An 18,519-nucleotide genomic window follows, 5' to 3' on the forward strand; every position below is an offset into this window, starting at 1 on the left:
ATGCCGGTGGAGCCGGACCTCGCGCGGCGGCAGGCGCCGCCGCGCGGGGTGGGCATCGTGTGGCTGCTGCTCGGGCTGAACACACTGGGTTCGGCCGGCGCGAAGACGATCGTGCCGATCCCCCGGTCGCTGATCCAGATGGTGACGATGGGGTCGCTGGTCGCCGCGTTCGCGCTGGCGCTCGCGCTGAACGCGCGGCTGCGGATCCGGGCGAGCGCGTTCCTGTTCCTGCTGAGTCTGCTGCTGCTCCCGAGCGTGATCTCCAGCGTCCATCTGGAGTCGGGGTTCGGCGCGCTGTTCCGCTGCACGCGGCTCGCGCTGTTCGTGGGGACGCTGTGGCTGCTGAGCCGCTGGTGGGACGGGAGCCTGACGTTCGTACGGCATCACATCCGGATGTACTTCGTGGTGCTGATCTCGGTCGCCGCGGGCCTCGTGATCTCGCCCGGCGCGGCCATGCCCGAGCTGTACGGGGGACGGCTCGTGGGGGCGCTGTGGCCGCTGACGCCGCCGCAGATCGGCCAGTACACGGCGGTGATCACGGGGCTGACGGTGCTGCTGCTCGTGGGCCGGCAGGTGGACCGGGCGAGCGCGGCGCTGGTGATCGTGGCGTCGCTGGTGCTGCTGGCGCTGACCCACACCCGTACGGCGACGGTGGGGCTGCTCGCCGGGCTGGCGCTGGCGATCTGCTCGCTGATCCTGACGAGCGCGGCGGCCCGCCGGTTCTTCGTGTGGGCGGTGGCGGTGGTGGCCGTCGCGGGCATCGGGTTCGCGTCGGCGCTCCAGGCGTGGTTCCTGCGCGGGCAGTCCAAGGAGTACTTCACGTCCCTGACGGGCCGGGCGAAGGTGTGGGACGCGCTGCTGTCGGCGCCGCGCACGACGGCCGAGCAGCTGTTCGGGGTGGGGCTCGGCGACAAGTCGTTCGGCGGGCTGCCCATCGACAACAGCTGGCTGGCCGTCTACAACGAGCAGGGGCTCGTGGGCGTCGGGATCGTGGCGGCGGTGCTGCTCACCCTCGGCGGGATCGCGCTGCTGCGGCCGCCCTCGCTCCAGCGGGCGTGCGCGATCTTCCTCATCAGTTACGTGGCGATCTCCTCGTACACGGAGGCGGGCCTCGGCGACGCCTCGCCGTATCTGCTGCATCTGGCGCTGGCCGCCACGCTCCTCGCGGCTCCCGCGACGCCGGGCGTGCCCGTGCCGCTGCCCGCGCCGCGACGACGTGTCCCGCGCTGGGCCCGGGATCGAGAGGTGGGCTGAGCATGCGTGTGCTCGTGGTGCACAACCGTTACTCGTCGGCGCAGCCGAGCGGGGAGAACCGGGTCGTCGACGAGGAGGTGGCGTTGCTGCGCGGCGCCGGCCACGACGTCGAGATGTTCGAACGGCGCAGCGACGACATCGGGGGCCGCTCGCTCGCCGGGAAGGCCGCGGTGCCGCTGCTCGTGCCGTGGAACCCGTCCGTGCGTACGGAGTTGAGGGAGCTGCTGCGCACGCGGCGGCCGGACGTCGTGCACGTCCACAACGTGTTCCCGCTGCTGTCCCCCGCGGTACTCGCCGCGTGCGCGGACGCGGACGTGCCGGTGGTGGCGACGCTGCACAACTACACGCAGGTCTGCCCGCCGGGCACGCTCCAGCGTGAGGGCCGGCTGTGCACGGAGTGCGTGCACAAGGCGGTGCCGCTGCCCGCCGTACGGCACGGCTGCTACCGCGACTCGCGTCTTGCGACGGTGCCGCTCGCGGTGAGCCTCACGGTCAACCGGCGGCGCTGGTGGTCGGGCGTGGAGCGGTTCTTCTGCATCTCGCACGCGCAGCGGGAGGTGCTGGTGCGCTCCGGGATGCCGTCCGAGCGCCTGAGCGTCAAGCACAACTTCGTGCCGGACCCGGGCCGCTGCCGTGACGGCAAGGGCGAGCACGTGCTGTTCCTCGGGCGGCTCGCGGAGGCCAAGGGCGTCCGGCTGCTGATGGCGGCCTGGGACGCGGTCGCCGCGTCGGGCGGGGTCGGCGTACCGCTGGCGCTGGCCGGGGCGGGGCCGCTCGCGGGCGAGGTGCGGGCGTGGGCGGCGGGCCGGGACGACGTGCGCCACCTCGGCCTGCTCGACCCGGACGGCTGCCGGGACGCGGTGGGGCGGGCGGTCGCCGTGGTGGCGCCTTCGCTGGCCCTGGAGACGTTCGGGCTGGTCGTCGCGGAGGCGATGGCGGCCGGGGTGCCGGCGGTCGCCGCCGGGCACGGCGCGTTCACCGAACTGGTCGACGACGGGGTGAGCGGCCTGCTGCACCGGCCCGGCGACGCGGCGTCCCTCGCGGACGGCATCCGCGCGCTGGCCGGGGACGCGGACCGCAACCAGGAGATGGGCCTGGCGGCCCGGGACCGCTACGCGCGGGGCTTCAGCCCGGCCGTCGGTCTCGCGCGCCTGGAGGAGGAGTACCGCGCCGCGATCGCGGGGCGGTCGGTGAAGGCCCGCGACGGGAGCGTCCGCGCGGGCAGGGGGGATGGGAACAGCCAATGACACGATGCCGACTGTGCGGCTCGGAGGCGATGCAGAGCGTCGTCGACCTCGGGGCGACGCCGCCGTGCGAGAGCTTCCTCGCCGCGGACCGTCTCGATCTGCCGGAACCGGCGTACCCGCTGCATCTGCGGGTGTGCACGGAGTGCTGGCTGGCGCAGATCCCGCCGCTGATCTCGCCCGAGGAGACGTTCGAGGAGTACGCGTACTTCTCGTCGTTCTCGACGTCGTGGGTGGAGCACGCGCGGCGGTTCGTCGCGGACGCGAGCGAGCGTGCCTCGCTCGGCGCCGACGCGTTCGTGGTGGAGGTCGCCAGCAACGACGGCTATCTGCTGCGGCACGTCGTGGAGCGCGGCATGCGCTGCCTCGGGATCGAGCCCTCGGTGAACGTGGGCGCGGCGGCGCGCGAGGCGGGGGTGCCGACGCTGACCCGCTTCCTCGACCCGGAGACGGGCGCGAGCGTGCGCGCGGAGCACGGCCCGGCCGATCTGGTCGTCGCCAACAACGTGTACGCGCACATCCCGGACGTCATCGGGTTCACGCAGGGCCTGCGGGCGCTGGTCGCGGACGACGGCTGGGTCTCGATCGAGGTGCAGCACCTGCTGACGCTGATCGAGGAGAACCAGTACGACACGATCTACCACGAGCACTTCCAGTACTACACGGTCGCCTCCGCGATCCGGGCGCTGGCCAGCGGCGGTCTGACGCTGGTGGACGTGGAGCTGCTGCCCACGCACGGCGGTTCGATCCGGCTGTGGGCGCGACCCGCGGAGGCGGCGGGCGAGCCGTCGCAGCGCGTCGCGGACGTGCTGGCGCGCGAGAAGGCGGCCGGCCTCCAGGAGCTGTCCGGGTACACGGAGTTCTCGGCGCGGGTGGCGAAGGTCCGCCGGGACCTGCTGCGGTTCCTCATCGACGCGGCCGAGCGCGGGCAGACGGTCGTCGGCTACGGCGCGCCCGGCAAGGGCAACACGCTGCTCAACCACTGCGGCGTCCGCCCCGACCTGCTCGCGTACACCGTGGACCGCAACCCGTACAAGCACGGCCGGTACACGCCCGGGACGCGCATCCCGATCCTGGAGCCGGAGCGGATCGCCGCGGACAAGCCGGACTACGTCCTCGTCCTGCCGTGGAACCTGCGCGACGAACTCGTCGAGCAGCTCTCCTACGTGCACGAGTGGGGCGGCAAGCTCGTCTTCCCCATCCCCGAACTGAGCGTGATCGAGGTCAAGGCATGAAGGTCGTACTGTTCTGCGGCGGTTACGGGATGCGGATGCGCAACGGCACCGCCGACGATGTGCCGAAGCCGATGGCGATGGTCGGCCCGAGGCCGCTGATCTGGCATGTCATGCGCTACTACGCGCACTTCGGGCACACGGAGTTCATCCTGTGCCTCGGCTACGGCGCCGAGCACATCAAGAACTTCTTCCTCACGTACGAGGAGACCGCGTCGAACGACTTCGTGCTCCGCAAGGGCCGTACGGAGCTGCTGTCGACGGACATAGCGGACTGGACGATCACGTTCGCGCAGACGGGCATCGAGTCGCCGATCGGTGAGCGGCTGCGCCGGGTGCGCCACCACCTGGACGGCGACGAGATGTTCCTCGCCAACTACGCGGACGTGCTGACGGACGCACCGCTGCCCGAGATGATCGAGAACTTCGAGCGGCGCGACGCGGGCGCCTCGATGATGGTCGTGCCGCCGCAGTCCTCGTTCCACTGCGTGGAGCTGGGCGAGGACAACCTCGTCGGCGGGATCACGGCCGTCAGCGAGCTGCCGCTGTGGGAGAACGGCGGCTACTTCGTGCTGCGCCAGGAGGTCTTCGACCACATCCCCGAGGGCGGTGACCTCGTCGCCGACGGCTGCGGTCAGCTCGCCAAGCGGGGCCGGCTCGTCGCGCATCAGCACCGCGGGTTCTGGAAGCCGACCGACACCGTCAAGGAGCGGGCCGCGCTGGACGCCGCGTACGGCAGGGGCGAGCGCCCGTGGGCCGTGTGGGAGCGGGCGGGCGCGGAGGTGGGCGCGTGATCCGCCTCGGCGCCGGTGGCCTGGACAGCGTCGTCGCGGTCGGCGCGCACTGCGACGACATAGCGATCGGCGCGGGCGGGACGCTGCTGACGCTGTGCGCCGCCCGGCCGGGCCTGCGCGTGGACGCCCTGGTGCTGTCCGGCGGCGGGGGCGAGCGGGAGCGGGAGGAGCGGGCCGCGCTGGCCGCGTTCTGCCCGGGGGCCGATCTGCGGCTGACCGTGCTGAAGCTGCCCGACGGGCGGCTGCCCGCGCACTGGGAGGAGGCGAAGTCGGCCGTGGAGGAGCTGCGCGAGCGCACCGACCCGGACCTGATCCTCGCCCCGCGCACCGACGACGCCCACCAGGACCACCAGGGGCTCGCCCGGCTGCTGCCGACCGCGTTCCGCGACCATCTCGTCCTCGGCTACGAGATCGTCAAGTGGGACGGCGACCTCGGCCGCCCGAACACGTACCAGCCGCTCACACCGCAGACGGCGGAGCGCAAGGTGCGGCTGCTCCAGGACCACTATCCGTCGCAGCGGCACCGCCCCTGGTACGACCGCGAGGCGTTCCTCGGGCTCGCCCGCATCCGCGGTATCGAATGCCACGCGCGCTACGCCGAGGCGTTCACCGTCACCAAACTCACGCTCGACCTGGGGGACTGAACCTTGCGCGTACTTCTGACCGGCCACCAGGGCTACCTGGGCACCGTCATGGCCCCGGTGCTGGCCGCCGCCGGACACGAGGTCGTCGGCCTCGACTCCGGCCTCTTCGCCGACTGCGTCCTCGGCCCCGCGCCCGCCGACCCGCCGGGGCGCCGCGTCGACCTGCGCGACGTCACCGCCGAGGACGTCGCCGGGGTGGACGCGGTGATCCATCTCGCGGCGCTCTCCAACGACCCGCTCGGCTCGCTCGCCCCGGAACTGACCTACGACATCAACCACCACGCCTCCGTACGCCTCGCGCGCCTGGCCCGTGACGCGGGGGTGCGCCGCTTCCTGTACGCGTCGACGTGCTCGGTGTACGGGGCGGCCGGCGGCGGCGAACTCGTCGGCGAGGACGCGCCGTTGCGCCCGGTGACGCCGTACGCGGAGTCGAAGGTGCGGGTCGAGGACGATCTGCACGCGCTCGCGGACGACGACTTCACGCCGGTGTACATGCGCAACGCGACGGCGTTCGGCTTCTCGCCGCGGCTGCGCGCCGACATCGTGCTGAACAACCTCGTCGGCCACGCGCTGCTCTCCGGCGAGGTGCTGGTGCTGTCCGACGGCACGCCGTGGCGTCCGCTGGTGCACGCGGCGGACATCGCGCGCGCGTTCACGGCCGCGCTGTCGGCGCCCCGCGAGGCGGTCCACGACCGGGCGTTCAACATCGGCACCGAGGACAACAACGTGACGGTCGCCGAGATCGCCGAGGAGGTCGCGCGGGCCGTCGACGGGGCGAAGGTCCGCATCACCGGCGAGGCGGGCGCCGACCCGCGCTCCTACCGGGTGGACTTCTCCCGCTTCCGGGAGGCCGTCGAGGGCTTCGCCTGCGAGTGGAGCGTGGCGCGCGGGGCCCGGGAACTGGCGGACGCCTACCGGGAGTTCAAGCTGACGCGGGAGTCGTTCGAGCAGCGGTTCACGCGGCTCGCGGTGCTGCGGGCGGCGTCCGGCGCGGGCACGGTCGACGACACCCTGCGGTGGCGCCGATGAGCACACCCGGCGAGGAGATGCACGCGCTCGTGGAGCGGCTGTACCCGCTGTGCCGCTCGATCACGGGCGACGGCGTGCGGGCCACCCTCGACATCATCGGCGAGTACGTCCCGCTGACGGTGCACGAGGTGCCCACGGGCACGCAGGTCCTCGACTGGACGGTGCCCAGGGAGTGGAACGTGCGGGACGCCTACGTCGCGGACGCCTCCGGGCGCCGCGTCGTGGACCTCGCCGCGTCCAGCCTGCATGTGCTCGGCTACAGCGTGCCGGTGGCGCGGACGATGCCGCTGGCGGAGCTGCGCGCGCACCTGTACACGCTGCCGGACCAGCCCGATCTGGTGCCGTACCGCACGAGTTACTACGAGGAGCGGTGGGGTTTCTGCCTCGCGCAGCGCACGCTGGACGCGCTGCCCGAGGGCGACTACGAGGTGCGGATCGACTCGACGCTGGCCGACGGGCATCTGACGTACGCGGAGCACGTGGTGCCGGGGCGGGTGCCGGACGAGGTGCTGGTCTCCACGCACATCTGCCATCCGGCGCTCGCCAACGACAACATGGCCGGGGTCGCCGTGGCGGTGTTCCTCGCCCGCGAACTGGCGCGCCGAGAGCCGTACTACACGTACCGGTTCGTGTTCGCGCCGGGCACGATCGGGGCGATCACCTGGCTCGCCCAGAGCCGGGAGCGCGTGGAGCGCGTCCGGCACGGGCTCGTGCTCGCCTGCGCCGGGGACCGGGGGCAGGTGACGTACAAGCGGTCGCGGCGCGGGGACGCGGAGATCGACCGGGTGCTGCGCCATGTGCTGACCGCGTCCGGACGCCCGCACGAGATACGGGAGTTCACCCCGTACGGCTATGACGAGCGGCAGTACTGCTCGCCCGGTTTCGACCTCGCGGTGGGCTCGCTGACCCGTACGCCGTACGCGGAGTACCCGGAGTACCACACGTCCGGCGACGATCCGGCGTTCGTCGCGCCCGAGTCGCTGGAGGACACGCTCGCCGTGTGCCGGGAGGCGTTCGCCCTCCTGGACCGCAACCGCAGCTATCTGAACCTGAGTCCTTACGGGGAGCCGCAGTTGGGGCGGCGCGGCCTGTACGGCGCGCTCGGCGGGCGCAGCGACACGAAGCAGGCGCAGATGGCGATGCTGTGGGTGCTGAACCTGTCGGACGGCGCGCACAGCCTGCTGGATGTGGCCGAGCGGTCGGCGCTGCCCTTCGAGACGGTCGCCGCGGCGGCCGACGCCCTGGCCGCCGCCGGGCTGATCAAGGCGTGAGGCGCATGGCCGTCGAGGGGGAGAGAACGAAAGAGAAACCGGCCCACGAGGGGGTCCCGCCCGCAGGGACCCCGGGCCCCGAGATCCCGGGCACCGGCGCCCCGCCCGCCGAGGTTCCGGCGCCGGAGGGCGGCAGCATCCGGCGCGGGGTGCTCGGGCGGCTGTCGTGGGGGCTCGCCGACCAGGCGGCCTCCAGCATGTCCAACTTCGTGGTGGGCATCTACGTGGCCCGCTCGCTCGGCGTCGCCGCGTTCGGCGTGTTCAGCCTGGCCTGGGTCACGTACGGCGTCGTCCTGAACGTGTCGCGCGGGCTCGCCACCGATCCGCTCGTCGTGCGGTTCAGCGGCGTGCCGGAGCCCGTGTGGCGCTCGGCCGTGAAGCGGTCCACGGGCACCGCGCTCGGTCTTGGCGGCGCCCTCGGTGTGGCCTGCGTCCTGGTCGGGCTCGCGCTCGGCGACCGGGTGGGGCCCGCGTTCGTGTGCCTGGGCGTGGTGCTGCCGGCGCTGCTGCTCCAGGACGCCTGGCGGTTCGCGTTCTTCGCTGCGGGCACCGGCCGCAAGGCGTTCTTCAACGACCTGCTGTGCGGAATCGTGCTGATCGCCGCGCTGGTCGGCGCCGCGCGCGTGGGCAGCGTCGGCGCGTTCCTGCTGGCGTGGGGCGGCGCCGCCGCGGTGGCCGCCGGCTACGGCTGGTACCAGTCCGGCATCCGGCCCGTCCCGTCCGGCGCCCGGGGCTGGCTGCGCGAGCAGCGCGACCTCGGCTACCGCTACCTCGTCGAGAACGTGAGCCTGAGCGGCGCGAGCCAGCTTCGGGCGTACGGGCTCGGCGCGATCGTCGGCGTCGGCGCGGTCGGCGCGGTGCGCGGCGCGGAACTGCTGCTCGGGCCGTTCCTCGCGGTGCTGATGGGCCTGTCCCTGGTGACGGTGCCGGAGGCGGCCCGGGTGCTGCGCCGGGCCCCGCACCGCCTCGGCGCGTTCTGTCTCGTCCTCGGCGGCGGGCAGGCCCTCGCGGCGCTCGCGTGGGGCTCGGCGCTCCTGCTGCTGCCCGACCGGCTCGGCGAGCTGGTCCTCGGCACGGTGTGGCCCTCGGCCTCCCAGCTCATCGTCCCCATCACGCTCGGTGTCGCGGGCGCGGGCCTCGGCACCGGCGCCGCGGCCGGGCTGCGGGCGCTGGCCGCCGCCCGGCGCAGCCTGCGCTGCCAGTTGTTCGCCTCCGTCTGCTACGTCGGCGGCGGCCTCGGCGGCGCGCTCGCGGCGGGCACCGTCGGCTCGGCCTGGGGCGTCGGCGTGGCGACGCTCGCCGGTTCGGCCGTGTGGTGGCTGCAACTGCGCTCGGCGCTGCGCGCCCGCCTCCCCCACCCTCTTCCCGAAGCGAGGACCGCATGACCCACCGTCCCAGGCTGAGCATCGGCCTGCCGGTCTACAACGGCGAGGAGTATCTCGCCGAGTCGTTCGACGCGCTGCTCGGGCAGACGTACGAGGACTTCGAGCTGATCGTCTCCGACAACGCCTCCACCGACGCCACCGAGGACATCTGCCGCGACTACGCCGCCCGCGACGAGCGCGTCCGCTACGAGCGGCTGCCGAGGAACATCGGCGCGACGCCCAACCACAACCGGCTGTTCACGCTCGCGCGCGGCGAGCTGTTCAAGTGGGCCTCGCACGACGACCTCTACGCCCGCGATCTGGTCGAGGCGTGCGTGGCGGCGCTCGACGAGCGGCCCGAGGTGATCCTCGCCCACGCCGACCAGGCCGTCATCGACGGCGACGGCAAGGTGACGGTGCCCTACGAGTACACGCTGCGCACGGCGTCGCCGAGCGCCCCGACGCGCTTTCGCAGCATGCTGTTCGAGCCGGGCGGCGACGACTTCTACGGCGTGATCCGCGCGGACGTGCTGCGCCGGGTGAAGCCCATGGACAGCTACCACCACGCGGACCGCACGTTCGTCACCGAGATCGGGCTGCACGGCCCGTTCCACCAGGTGCCGCGCACCCTGTACTTCCGCCGCGACCACCCCACGCGCGCGGAGCGGGCGAACCCGGGCAAGCGCGCGCGGTGCGTGAACCTCGACCCCCGCCGCGCGGGCCTGCTGCACCCGACGCCCCGGCTGCTCGCGGAGTACGTGTGGGGCTTCGTCTCGGCGATCCGGCGGGCGCCGCTGTCGGCGGCCGACCGGCGGGCCTGCTACGGGCATCTGGCGGCATGGGCGGCCAGCCGGGCCCGCCCCGGCGCGGGCGAGCGCGTCGAGGACCGGCCGCCGGTCGACGCGGCGGACGTCCCGGTGTCCGTGGACGCGCTGGTCGCCGGGCGCGAGCACCGCGCGGCCGGCGGGGCGGGGGCCGGGGCGTGACACAGGCACGTGAACGGGCGCCGCGCGTCGGCGTGTTCGGGCTGCTCGGCTCGGGCAACCTCGGCAACGACGGCTCCCTCGAAGCGCTCCTTCGCCAGGTGCGGGCCGCGCACCCGGAGGCCGTCGTGGACGCGCTGTGCGGGGGTCCTGAAGCGGTCACCGAGCGGTTCGGCATCCCGGCGACACGGCTGCACTGGAACCGGGGCGAGTACCGCACGGCGTCCCGGCTCGGCGCGGTCGCGGCGAAGGGCGCCGGCAAGGTCGTCGACGCGTTCCGCACGGCAGCCTGGGTGCGCCGCCACGACGTGGTGATCGTGCCCGGCATGGGCGTCCTGGAGGCGACGCTGCCGCTGCGGCCGTGGGGCTTCCCGTACGCGCTGTTCCTGCTGTGCGCGAGCGGAAGGCTGTGCGGGACGCGGGTGGCGCTGGTGAGCGTGGGCGCCGCCGAGATCCGCGAGCGGGCGACGCGCGCTCTTGTGCGCTGGTCGGGGCGGCTGGCGTCCTACCGCTCCTACCGGGACGAGCAGTCGCGGGACGCGATGCGGGCGATGGGCGTGGACACCGCGCGCGACGAGGTGTACCCGGATCTGGCGTTCTCGCTGCCCGTGCCGCCCGCCCGCGAGCCGGCCGAGCCGGGGCGGGTCTGTGTGGGCGTCATGGACTTCCACGGCGGCAACGACGACCGGGCCCGCGCCGAGGAGATCCACCGCCGCTATCTCGACGGCACGGTCCGCTTCGTACGGGCGCTCGTCGAGGAGGGCCGCCCGGTGCGGCTGCTGACGGGCGACGACTGCGACGCGCGCGTGGTCACCGCGATCCAGGAGGCGGTGCCCTCGCCGCTGCTCACCGCCGCCGAACCGCGCTCCCTCGCCGACCTGATGCGGGAGATGGCCGCCGCCGACAGCGTCGTCGCGGTCCGCTACCACAACCTGATCTGCGCCCTGCGGACCGGCACCCCGGTCCTCGCGCTCAGCTACGCCGCCAAGAGCGAGGCCCTGATGGCGGGCATGGGCCTCGCCGCGTACGTCCATCCCGCGCGCGAGGTGGACCCGGAGCGCCTCCTCGACCAGTTCCGCGCGCTGGAGAAGCAGGCGCCGCGGTTGCGGGCCACGCTCGTCGAGCGCAACGCGGCGGCGGCCCGCAGGCTCGACGCCCAGTTCACCGCCCTGTCCGCCGCCCTGTTCCCGGCGTCCGCGTCCCGCGCGGCGCGCCCCACCCCTGTGCGAGAGGCCCCCTAGTCCCATGAAAGCGACCGAAGTCCGCGAGATCGCGGGCGCCTATCTGTTCGAGCCGACCCCGCACACCGACGAACGGGGCTTCTTCTGCCGCACGTTCGACGCCGACGTGATCCGCTCGGTGGGCCTGGACCCGCACGCGTTCGTCCAGGACAGCGTGTCGCGGTCGGCGCGGGGCGTGGTGCGCGGCCTGCATCTGCGGTCGGGCGACGGCGAGGCGAAGCTCGTACGGTGCTCGGCGGGCCGCGTCTTCGACGTGGTCCTCGATCTGCGCGAGGGCTCCCCCACATACCGGGGGCTCGCGTTCTTCGACCTGTCGGGTGACACTCAGCGCACCGTGTACATCCCGGCCGGCTGCGCCCACGGGTTCCAGGCGCTCACCGAGACCGCCGACACCTCGTACCGCATCGACCGGCCGCACGACCCGGCCGAGGACGTGACGATCGCGTTCGACGACCCGGAACTCGCCGTGCCGTGGCCGCTGCCGGTCGCCTCGGCGTCCCGCAGGGACCGGGAGGCGCCGAGCCTCGGCGAAGTCCTCAAGAACGTCCTGAAGCACAAGTACTGACGCATCGCGTCGAAGCACGAGGAAGGATGAAGTCGGCTTGGAGAGAGAAGAGTTCCCTCTGCCCCGGTCCCGCGCGGCCAACGAGCGGCTGCACGCGCTGATCCCCGGCGGCGCCCACACGTACGCGAAGGGCGACGACCAGTACCCCGCGGACCTGGCGCCGGTGATCAGCCACGGCGCGGGCGCCCATGTGTGGGACGTCGACGGCAACCGCTACGTCGAGTACGGGTCGGGCCTGCGCTCGGTGAGCCTCGGGCACGCGCATCCCCGGGTGACCGAGGCGGTGCGCCGCCAGCTCGACCGGGGTGCCAACTTCGTCCGTCCGGCGGCGCTGGAGATCGAGGCGGCGGAGCGGTTCCTCGCCACCGTGCCGACGGCAGAGATGGTGAAGTTCGCCAAGAACGGCTCGGACGTGACGACGGCGGCGGTGCGCCTCGCGCGCGCGGTCACCGGGCGCCCCCGGGTGGCGATCTGCTCCGACCAGCCGTTCTTCTCCGTCGACGACTGGTTCATCGGGACGACCCCGATGCCGGCCGGAATCCCGCGCCAGATCCGCGAGTTGACGGTCTCCTTCCCGTACGGGGATCTGGAGGCGACCCGCGAACTCCTCGAACGCCACCCGGGCGAGATCGCCTGCCTCATCCTCGAACCGGCCGGTCAGAGCGAGCCGCCGCCCGGCTATCTCGCGGGCCTGCGCGCGCTCGCCGACACGCACGGCTGCCTGTTGGTCTTCGACGAGATGATCACGGGGTTCCGCTGGTCGGAGGCGGGCGCGCAGGGGCTGTACGGGGTGGTGCCGGACCTGTCGACGTTCGGGAAGGCGCTCGGCAACGGGTTCGCGGTGTCCGCGCTCGCCGGGCGCCGCGAGGTGATGGAGCGCGGGGGGCTGCGCCACGGCGACGAGCGGGTCTTCCTGCTCTCCACGACGCACGGCGCGGAGACGCATGCGCTGGCGGCGGCGATGGCGGTGCAGGAGACGTACGTGGAGGAGGGCGTCACCGCGCGGCTGCACGAGCTGGGGGAGCTGTTGGCCGCCGGGGTGCGGGAGGCTGCCGCCGGGGCGGGGGTCTCGGAGCATGTCGTCGTGCGGGGGCGGGCCAGCAATCTGGTGTTCGGGACGCTGGACGAGCAGGGGCGGCCCTCGCAGCTCTACCGCACGTTGTTCCTCCGGCAGTTGGTGGCGGGTGGGGTGCTCGCGCCGTCGTTCGTGGTGAGCGCGGCGCTCAGTGAGGGGGATGTCGCGTTCACGGTGGGGGTGGTGGCGGAGGCGTGCGGGGTGTATCGCAAGGCGCTGGAATCCGGCGACCCCACGCCGTGGCTCGGCGGCCGCCCCGTCCAGCCGGTCTTCCGCCCTCAGGCCTGACGGCCGGTACCGGGACCAACGGGGCTGTACTCATCGCCGGGCACGTCCCTGACGCGCAGTTCCCCGCGCCCCTGACGGGGCTTGCCAGCACCGGCACCTCTTCGGCGCCCCGCGCCGCCTTGGGCAATCTGCCGCCTGGGGCGGCAGGGTGGGCAAGGCGGCACCCAGCGCCGGGTGCGTAACTGTTGTGCCTCGGGTGCAGCCCCGGTGGGGCTTCTCGCGCAGTTCCCCGCGCCCCTGAGGGGGCTGGCCTCAACCCCAACTCCCAGCCCCTCCGGCGATTGAGGAGGGACTGACCTGAGCGCCGAACTGCCAGCCTCTCCGGCGATTGAGGAGGGGGGTTGCCTCAGCGGCGGGCTGTCCAGCCCCTCCGGCGATTGAGGAGGGAGTCCAGGGCGAGGGCTGTCAGGAGGGTGACCGTCAGGGCCGCGCACCAACCCCCCACCGTGTCCGTCGGATAATGCGCCCCCAGAACCACCTGCGCCCACCCCATCACCGCCCCCACGACCAACGACACCCCCACCACAAGAACAACCCCACCGACCCGCCCGACCCCCACCCGCGCCGCCACCCCGAGCGCCAGCACCACGCCGACCGACGCGGCGAACGTCGTGTGCCCGCTCGGGTACGACAAGTTCCCCGGCCCATGGATCGTGCGCCCCACAAAGAACTTGAGCACCCGCGCGACCCCCACCGCCGCCAACGGCCCCACGGCAAGCAGCACGGCGGTCCGCGGCGCCCGCACCAGCAGGCAAACCCCGCACAGCACGCCGACGAGCAGCACGGCACCCACCGGCTCCCCGAGGAAGTCGGCACCGTGCGCGAGGTCGAGCAGCGTCCCGTGCACCCCGTCCGCGGGCGGCCGCAACCACCGGTCGACGCGCCCGGGCCCGCCCCGCCCCGCGTACCGCACACCGAGCACGACGAGGACGGTCGCGGCGAGCCCGGCGAGGACACCGAGCGGCGCCCGCAGGGCGGGCGGCACGGCGGGCAGGACCGGCCTCGGCACGGCGCGGGGCCCGGGCTCGGGGCCGTACCGTTCCGTGTCCGTCGCGGGGTGGGTGGGTGTCATGCGCGGGGCCCCCTGTCACGTACCGCCTCGGCCCGAGAGGCCGTCTCATGGTCAGCCTAGGGCCTCACCACCCGACCGGGTGCGGAAGCGAGCCCCACGCGGCGCGGGCCGACTGCGACCGCACCGGGGCCCTGGAGCGGCCGCACGCGCCCAGGGGCGCGGGCGCGGTATCCGGCCATCCGGGGGCGGTGGTTCGGCCACTTCCCGGCGTGGCACCGGGTGCCCTCGCACGCGCGCGCGGGACGCGATGCGATCACAGCTTTCGGGAGGACTTGTGTCGCTCCCGTACGGCACCGTAGTTTCCGCGAGTGACACATGCCGGATCCAGCCCGGGCCCCCGGGCCACCATCTTGGTCGTCGACGACCACGAGCCGAACCGCCTCGCCCTGGGCAGCGTGCTGCGCCGGGCGGGATTCGGCGTGCTGGAGGCGGGCTCAGGGCCCGAGGCGTGGTCGATACTGGACGCCACCGACCCGCTCCCGGAGCTGGCGATCATCGACGTCCGGCTTCCCGGCATCGACGGCTTCGAGCTGGCCCGCCAGATGACGACAAGCCCGAAGCTGCCCCGCATCCCGGTCGTGCACATCTCGGCGGAGGCCAACGACCCCGAGGACCGCGTCCGGGGCATGGAGGGCGGTGCGAGCGCCTATCTGGCCACCCCGGTCGCGCCGGAGGAGCTGCTGGCGACGGTGGACATGGTGCTGGCCGCCGGCCGGGAGGCGCGGGAGGCCCGGGACGAACGCCGGTTCGCCTTCGACCTCCAGCACGCGTTCCTGCCGCCCGCGCAGAAGCTGGCCCGTCTGGAGGGCCTCGAAGGCGTCGATCTGGCGGTCGGTTACGTACCGGCGATGGACCGTTCGCAGCTCGGCGGCGACTTCTACGCGGCGTTCGCCGTCGAGCGCGGGGTGCTGCTCGCGGTCGGCGACGTCGCGGGGCACTCGCTGGCCGCCGCGACGGTCATGGTGGAGCTGCGGCACGTGCTGCGCGCGTACGCCCTGGAGGGCCACGAGCCGCACCGCATCCTGGAGTTGATGGACCGGCTGCTGGTGCACTTCCACCCGGAGGTGACGGCGACGATGTGCCTGCTCGTCGTCGACGTGCACACGGGCGCCATGGAGGTCGCCAACGCCGGCCATCTCCCGCCCCTGATCATCGACCCGGACGGGCAGGCCCGCTATGTCCGCGCCCACGGCCCGCTCCTCGGCCTCGACCTCCCGCACCACCCGGCCTCCCCGGCCCGGCTGGAGGAGGACCAGATCCTGCTGATGATCACGGACGGTCTGATCGAACGCCCGCGCGTGGACCTGGCCGACTCCCTGGAGTCCCTGCGCACGCACATCGCGGACCTCCCCCGTGACCCGCACCCGCTGCGCGACGCGCTGCTCCAGCACTACAGCGACGAGACGGACGACGACATCGCCCTGCTCGCGGTCCGCCGCCAGCCCGGAGACCCCACGGTCTCCCCGACGGTCAGCGACACCACGGGCATCGTGACGCCGTGACCGCCGGGGCGGCGCGCCAGACCCCGGCGGTCCCCCGCCCCGCCCCCGGCGCGTTCCCCCTCGGGCCGGTTACTTGTCGTCCGTGAACTTCGGGTCCTTCGTCTGGTCGTAGATCTCCTTGCCGGCCGCGTCGTACGCGTGGACGTACGGGTTCGGGCCCGAGTAGCGCGGCCCGGGAGGGCTGTCCGGGGTGATGGCGACCCCGTACACGAACGCGCCGCCCGCCATCCGCGCCGGGTACTCCTTCGGCTCCTCGCCGAAGCTGACGGTGACCTTGGCGACGCGCGAGGTGTAGTGCCCGGCGCCGAGGCTGACGTACGTGCCCTTGCCGGCGGGCATGAACAGGGCGTCGAAGTAGGAGATCATGCGGCCGGTGCCCCACAGGCGGTTGTTGATGAACGTCGGCGGGGAGTCCGGGCTCTCGCCCTTGTCGCCCTTCGTCTGGCACTGCGCGTACTGGCCCGCCGGATCGACGGCGACGGCGACACCGTCCGCGTCGGGCGCGGCGACGGGCAGCCGGACGGCGAGCACCGCGCGGTACTTGGCGGCCGTGGCGCCCAGGCACGAGGACAGGATGCGGCCGGTCGCCGCGGTGTCGATCGGGGGGGTCGCGGAGCCGGTGACCGTGAAGTTCTTCTGCCCGGTGTCCTTGGAGACCTCCCCGCCCAGGCGCCCGCCCTTGTGTCCGGCGCCCTTGCGTCCCGCGGCCGCGCCGCCCGAGGCGGAGCCGGACGGCTCGGGCGAGGCGTCCGCGGTGGCGACGCCGCCCCGGCCGGGGCCCGTGGCGTTCGGCCGGGCGTCGCCCGCGTCGCCGAGCACGACGACGGCGGCGACGCTCATGGCGGTCACCCCGGCGGCGACACCGATCGGCACCATCCAGCTCCGGCGGCGGGCGGTGCCCTGCGTGCGTTCCTGCGGCTCGATCATCTTCAGGAGTTCCTCTCGGGTCCGCCGGTGGTCCGGCAGATCACGATCGGAAGGAGCCGCGGGAATGCCCTGCGTGCCATTCATCGTGCGATCTCCTTCGTGGGGACGGGACGTCTGGAACCGCGCGGCGGTGGGGTGTCCTGGGCCGGGTCGAGGGCGGCGCCGAGCCGTCTGCGGGCCCGGTGCAGACGGGACTTGACGGTCCCGACGGGCACCTTGAGTGCGGCGGCCGCGGCCTGCTGGTCGAGGCCGGACCACACGCACAGCTCGACGACCTCGCGTTCGTGGCGGGGCAGCCGGGCGAGCGCCCGGTGGATCTCCGACATGCGGCGCTCGTCGTCGATCCGGCCGGCGACGCGTTCGGCGTGGTCGCTCACCGGTTCGTCGTGCGGGACGAGCCGGTGCAGCAGCGCCTCGGCGCGCCGCAGACGGCGCCGGGTGTTCGACAGTTGGCCGTTGGCGATGCCGAGCAGCCAGGGCAGCGCCGAGTCACGGTCGAGGACCGTGTCCGCCCGCCGCCGCCAGGCGTGCAGGAACACCGTGGAGGTGAGGTCCTCGGCCTCGGCCCAGTCGGCCGTCCGCCGGAACAGATGGTTGTAGACCGCCTTGCCGTGCCGGTCGAAGATCCGGCCGAACGCCTCGCGGTCACCGCTCACGGCTCTCGCCCACAGCTCCCGGTCGGAGGTGCCCCCGACCGGTCCGGCCGACCCAGCGTCGTTCAGTTCCATGTCCCGTCCGTGTCCGGCTCCCGGCGGAAGGTTCCCACGAACACGACCCGGTTTCGAAAATCCGCGCGAAGGCCACCTGGCGCGAACCGCGCGGGGTGATTTCACGCCACATGGCGCGAAGCGCGCAGGAACCCCCGCGCCCGGCCCCGGATTCCTATGCTGGGGACATGATCGACATTCCGCTCTCCGCGCTCGAAGTGGCGATGGTCGAGGCCGGCGCCCGCGCCGAGGACACCCTGAAGGACACGGCCGCGTTCGCGCGGGAGGTGGAACGGCTCGGCTACCGGCGGATCTGGTACGCCGAGCACCACCACTCCCGGGCGATCGGCGCGTTCCCGCCGGTCGTCCTCGCCGCGCACGCGGCGGCCTGCACGACGACGGTCCGGCTCGGCTCGGGCGGTGTCCTCGCGCCGAACCACGCGCCGATCATGGTGGCGGAGCAGTTCGGCACGCTGGCCGCGCTGCACGACGGCCGTATCGACCTGGGCGTGGGGCGCGGCCCGGGCACGTTCGACGAGGCGACCGCGCGGGCGCTGCGCCGGGGCGCGGGCCCGACGACGGACGGGGCGTACCGGGACGACGTGGCGGCGATCCTGGCGTTCCTGGTGGACGAGGTGGGGCTTGAGCCGCTGCCGGAGCCGTGGCTGCTGGCGTCGAGCCCGGCGGGCGCGGCGCTCGCCGCTGAGCTGGGCCTGCCCGTGGCCGTCGCCCATCACATCCGTCCGGAGAACACGCGGGCGGTCCTGGACGCGTACCGGTCGGCGTTCACCGCGTCGCGCTGGTGCGCGCGGCCCCGGGTGCTGGTGTGCGTGGAGACGATCTGCGCGCGCACGCGCGAAGAGGCCGAGTGGTGGGGCGGCCCGATGAACGTCGTCAAGGCGGGACTGCTGAAGGGCGTCAGCGCGGGCCCCTTCCCGACGCCCGCCGAGGCCGCCGCGCACGAGTTCACGCCTAAGGAGCGGGAGGCGCTGGCCCGGTTCCGCGCGGCGCAGGCGGTCGGCACCCCGCAGGAGGTCGCGGCGCGGCTCGCCGGGCTGGCGGAGGAGACCGGCGCGGACGAGCTGATGCTGACGACCCCGGTCCACGACTTCGCCGCGCGGACCGGCTCGTACGCGCTGCTGCGGCAGCATCTGGACGGGTGAGCGCGGGCGGGCGGCCGGGGAGACCGCCCGCGGCTCCGACTGCGGCGACCGCCGAGGGAGTTGTCCGCGCGCCTGGACCCGGCGACCTCGCTCCGGGGGCCGGACGGCCGGGTTTGCCGGAACGGCAAGTCTGATCGCGCGCCGCCCCGGGGGACCCGCATGAT

The 18,519-nt window shown here is 73.7% G+C and carries 17 protein-coding genes; 14 read left to right on the forward strand and 3 right to left on the reverse strand.

The window, feature by feature from the left end:
- The 12 genes from ACZ7LY_RS01490 to ACZ7LY_RS01545 are packed head-to-tail and all read left to right on the forward strand — an operon-like array spanning position 1 to position 12,984.
- A complete protein-coding gene (locus tag ACZ7LY_RS01490; protein WP_471622622.1) occupies positions 1–1,254 on the forward strand; it encodes an O-antigen ligase domain-containing protein in 1,254 nt (417 codons plus the stop codon).
- A 2-nt stretch (positions 1,255–1,256) separates the two neighbouring features.
- Positions 1,257–2,501 carry a glycosyltransferase gene (locus ACZ7LY_RS01495; RefSeq protein ID WP_471622426.1) on the forward strand — a complete coding sequence of 415 codons (1,245 nt, stop codon included), beginning with the start codon at positions 1,257–1,259 and terminating at the stop codon, positions 2,499–2,501.
- Positions 2,498–3,733, forward strand: coding sequence for a class I SAM-dependent methyltransferase (locus ACZ7LY_RS01500; RefSeq protein WP_471622427.1), 1,236 nt, complete (start codon positions 2,498–2,500; stop codon positions 3,731–3,733). The genes ACZ7LY_RS01495 and ACZ7LY_RS01500 overlap by 4 nt, the downstream gene beginning before the upstream one ends.
- Positions 3,730–4,524 carry a sugar phosphate nucleotidyltransferase gene (locus ACZ7LY_RS01505; RefSeq protein WP_471622428.1) on the forward strand — a complete coding sequence of 265 codons (795 nt, stop codon included), beginning with the start codon at positions 3,730–3,732 and terminating at the stop codon, positions 4,522–4,524. The genes ACZ7LY_RS01500 and ACZ7LY_RS01505 overlap by 4 nt, the downstream gene beginning before the upstream one ends.
- Positions 4,521–5,168, forward strand: a complete 648-nt coding sequence (locus ACZ7LY_RS01510; RefSeq protein WP_471622429.1) for a PIG-L deacetylase family protein — start codon at positions 4,521–4,523, stop codon at positions 5,166–5,168. Before ACZ7LY_RS01505 ends, ACZ7LY_RS01510 begins: the two co-directional genes overlap by 4 nt.
- Positions 5,169–5,171: 3 nt before the next feature.
- Positions 5,172–6,197 carry an NAD-dependent epimerase/dehydratase family protein gene (locus ACZ7LY_RS01515; protein ID WP_471622430.1) on the forward strand — a complete coding sequence of 342 codons (1,026 nt, stop codon included), beginning with the start codon at positions 5,172–5,174 and terminating at the stop codon, positions 6,195–6,197.
- The gene (locus ACZ7LY_RS01520) at positions 6,194–7,468 is read left to right on the forward strand and encodes a DUF4910 domain-containing protein (RefSeq protein ID WP_471622431.1); all 1,275 of its coding nucleotides are present in this window, start codon (positions 6,194–6,196) and stop codon (positions 7,466–7,468) included. The genes ACZ7LY_RS01515 and ACZ7LY_RS01520 overlap by 4 nt, the downstream gene beginning before the upstream one ends.
- A 5-nt stretch (positions 7,469–7,473) precedes the next feature.
- On the forward strand, positions 7,474–8,853 hold the full coding sequence (locus ACZ7LY_RS01525; RefSeq protein WP_471622432.1) for a hypothetical protein: 1,380 nt from the start codon (positions 7,474–7,476) through the stop codon (positions 8,851–8,853).
- Positions 8,850–9,818 (forward strand): glycosyltransferase family 2 protein, encoded by a 969-nt coding sequence (locus tag ACZ7LY_RS01530; protein WP_471622433.1) that lies wholly within the window; start codon positions 8,850–8,852, stop codon positions 9,816–9,818. The genes ACZ7LY_RS01525 and ACZ7LY_RS01530 overlap by 4 nt, the downstream gene beginning before the upstream one ends.
- Positions 9,815–11,056 (forward strand): polysaccharide pyruvyl transferase family protein, encoded by a 1,242-nt coding sequence (locus tag ACZ7LY_RS01535; protein WP_471622434.1) that lies wholly within the window; start codon positions 9,815–9,817, stop codon positions 11,054–11,056. The genes ACZ7LY_RS01530 and ACZ7LY_RS01535 overlap by 4 nt, the downstream gene beginning before the upstream one ends.
- Positions 11,057–11,060: 4 nt before the next feature.
- On the forward strand, positions 11,061–11,621 hold the full coding sequence (locus ACZ7LY_RS01540; protein WP_471622435.1) for a dTDP-4-dehydrorhamnose 3,5-epimerase family protein: 561 nt from the start codon (positions 11,061–11,063) through the stop codon (positions 11,619–11,621).
- 37 nt (positions 11,622–11,658) lie between these two features.
- Positions 11,659–12,984: a glutamate-1-semialdehyde 2,1-aminomutase gene (locus ACZ7LY_RS01545; protein WP_471622436.1), complete on the forward strand. Its 1,326-nt coding sequence runs from the start codon at positions 11,659–11,661 to the stop codon at positions 12,982–12,984.
- A 346-nt stretch (positions 12,985–13,330) separates the two neighbouring features.
- Here ACZ7LY_RS01545 and ACZ7LY_RS01550 read toward each other — a convergent pair whose 3' ends face one another.
- Positions 13,331–14,056 (reverse strand): phosphatase PAP2 family protein, encoded by a 726-nt coding sequence (locus ACZ7LY_RS01550; protein ID WP_471622437.1) that lies wholly within the window; start codon positions 14,054–14,056, stop codon positions 13,331–13,333.
- A gap of 308 nt (positions 14,057–14,364) precedes the next feature.
- Between ACZ7LY_RS01550 and ACZ7LY_RS01555 the strand changes: the two genes are divergently transcribed.
- Complete coding sequence (locus tag ACZ7LY_RS01555) at positions 14,365–15,558, forward strand: PP2C family protein-serine/threonine phosphatase (protein ID WP_471622438.1); 1,194 nt, start codon at positions 14,365–14,367, stop codon at positions 15,556–15,558.
- Positions 15,559–15,627: 69 nt separating this feature from the next.
- Here the strand turns inward: ACZ7LY_RS01555 and ACZ7LY_RS01560 are convergent, their stop codons facing one another.
- On the reverse strand, positions 15,628–16,569 hold the full coding sequence (locus ACZ7LY_RS01560; protein WP_471622439.1) for a hypothetical protein: 942 nt from the start codon (positions 16,567–16,569) through the stop codon (positions 15,628–15,630).
- Positions 16,566–17,213 (reverse strand): RNA polymerase sigma factor, encoded by a 648-nt coding sequence (locus tag ACZ7LY_RS01565; RefSeq protein WP_471622440.1) that lies wholly within the window; start codon positions 17,211–17,213, stop codon positions 16,566–16,568. Before ACZ7LY_RS01565 ends, ACZ7LY_RS01560 begins: the two co-directional genes overlap by 4 nt.
- 167 nt (positions 17,214–17,380) lie before the next feature.
- On the opposite strand from ACZ7LY_RS01565, the gene ACZ7LY_RS01570 reads away from it, so the two are divergent.
- Positions 17,381–18,355, forward strand: a complete 975-nt coding sequence (locus tag ACZ7LY_RS01570; protein ID WP_471622441.1) for an MsnO8 family LLM class oxidoreductase — start codon at positions 17,381–17,383, stop codon at positions 18,353–18,355.
- The last annotated feature ends 164 nt before the right edge of the window (positions 18,356–18,519 follow it).

The organism is Streptomyces sp. NPDC107550 (assembly GCF_055639095.1).

Coding starts and splice junctions, on each gene's coding strand:
- ACZ7LY_RS01520 (WP_471622431.1), top strand. CDS start 6,194: ATGAGCACACCCGGCGAGGAGATGCACGCGCTCGTGGAGCGGCTGTAC.
- ACZ7LY_RS01525 (WP_471622432.1), top strand. CDS start 7,474: ATGGCCGTCGAGGGGGAGAGAACGAAAGAGAAACCGGCCCACGAGGGG.
- ACZ7LY_RS01540 (WP_471622435.1), top strand. CDS start 11,061: ATGAAAGCGACCGAAGTCCGCGAGATCGCGGGCGCCTATCTGTTCGAG.
- ACZ7LY_RS01500 (WP_471622427.1), top strand. CDS start 2,498: ATGACACGATGCCGACTGTGCGGCTCGGAGGCGATGCAGAGCGTCGTC.
- ACZ7LY_RS01495 (WP_471622426.1), top strand. CDS start 1,257: ATGCGTGTGCTCGTGGTGCACAACCGTTACTCGTCGGCGCAGCCGAGC.
- ACZ7LY_RS01530 (WP_471622433.1), top strand. CDS start 8,850: ATGACCCACCGTCCCAGGCTGAGCATCGGCCTGCCGGTCTACAACGGC.
- ACZ7LY_RS01560 (WP_471622439.1), bottom strand. CDS start 16,569: ATGAATGGCACGCAGGGCATTCCCGCGGCTCCTTCCGATCGTGATCTG.
- ACZ7LY_RS01570 (WP_471622441.1), top strand. CDS start 17,381: ATGATCGACATTCCGCTCTCCGCGCTCGAAGTGGCGATGGTCGAGGCC.
- ACZ7LY_RS01550 (WP_471622437.1), bottom strand. CDS start 14,056: ATGACACCCACCCACCCCGCGACGGACACGGAACGGTACGGCCCCGAG.
- ACZ7LY_RS01490 (WP_471622622.1), top strand. CDS start 1: ATGCCGGTGGAGCCGGACCTCGCGCGGCGGCAGGCGCCGCCGCGCGGG.
- ACZ7LY_RS01565 (WP_471622440.1), bottom strand. CDS start 17,213: ATGGAACTGAACGACGCTGGGTCGGCCGGACCGGTCGGGGGCACCTCC.
- ACZ7LY_RS01505 (WP_471622428.1), top strand. CDS start 3,730: ATGAAGGTCGTACTGTTCTGCGGCGGTTACGGGATGCGGATGCGCAAC.